The following is a 1401-nucleotide window of genomic DNA, read 5'->3' on the forward strand; positions in this document are numbered from 1 at the left end:
TGGCAGTCTATTCTCTTCCGCAATGGTAAGTGCGCGAAGGTGCTTTTTAACTGATAGAGGGTAATATGTTCCTCCCTTGATGGTCGAGTCGTTTACCACGACCATACATTCGGTGTTATTGATTATGCCGATACCACAGATAGCGCCAGCAGCAGGGATATCTTCGTCGTAAACTTCATGCGCCGCTAAAGCGCTCAACTCTAAAAACGGTGTACCAGGATCGAGTAGATGAGCGAGTCGCTCGCGAGGCAGCAATTTACCTTTAGCTCGATGACGCTCTGCGATATTATGCGGGGTTGATGCGTTAGCAGACAGTTTTTCACGTAGGTCGTCGACTAAGGCATCCATTGTGTCGCGTCGCGAATTAAACTCCGCACTGCCTACGGTCACTTTTGATTTGATGACTGGCATAGCTTGCTCCGTTTAGCGCGTTTCGTTGAACAGTTCACGACCAATTAACATCCGGCGCACTTCTGATGTGCCAGCACCGATCTCGTACAGTTTCGCGTCACGCAACAAACGCCCGGTGTCGTATTCGTTGATGTAGCCGTTGCCGCCTAATATCTGGATGGCATCTAAGGCCATTTTTGTTGCAGCTTCGGCGCAATAAAGAATAACGCCAGCGGCATCTTTTCTTGTTGTTTCCCCTCGATCAGCTGCTTGAGCGACGGTATATAAGTAAGCTCGTGACGCGTTGAGAGATGTGTACATGTCGGCGACTTTGCCTTGGATCAATTGAAACTCACCAATCGATTGACCAAATTGCTTACGCTCGTGGATGTACGGCACAACGTTGTCCATGCAGGCTTGCATGATGCCGGTTGGCCCGCCACTAAGAACAATTCGTTCGTAATCTAGCCCGCTCATAAGGACTTTTACACCCTTGTTTTCACCTCCTAATACGTTCTCGACGGGCACTTCAACGTTCTCAAATACCAACTCACAAGTGTTCGAACCGCGCATTCCAAGCTTGTCGAGCTTTGGTGAACGAGAGAAACCCTTCCAATCTCTCTCAACAATGAACGCTGTGATGCCATGAGCATTTAATTGAGGGTCGGTTTTGGCGTAGATGACGTAGGTGTTCGCATCTGGCCCGTTCGTAATCCACATTTTGCTACCGTTAAGGACGTAGTGGTCGCCCTTATATTCAGCGCGCAGCTTCATGCTAACGACATCGCTTCCCGCGTTCGGTTCGCTCATTGCTAAAGCGCCGATATGCTCTCCTGAACAGAGCTTGGGTAGATATTTGCGGCGTTGCTCGTCATTACCGTTTCGGTGTATTTGGTTAATGCATAAATTCGAGTGGGCACCGTAACTCAGGCCGATAGAGGCGCTACCACGGCTGATCTCTTCCATTGCAACAACGTTCGCCATGTAACCCAGACCGCTGCCACCAAATTC

General features: G+C 49.5%; 2 protein-coding genes. Both read right to left on the reverse strand.

Annotated features, from left to right (window positions below; translation table 11 throughout):
- Positions 1–411 (reverse strand): carboxyl transferase domain-containing protein (locus A3739_RS14735; RefSeq protein ID WP_304440279.1); only part of this gene is annotated, 411 nt, incomplete at its 3' end.
- Between the two features lie 12 nt (positions 412–423).
- A partial coding sequence (locus A3739_RS14740; protein ID WP_068501900.1) for an isovaleryl-CoA dehydrogenase occupies positions 424–1401 on the reverse strand: 978 nt, incomplete at its 5' end.

Source organism: Oleiphilus sp. HI0067, from assembly GCF_001635735.1.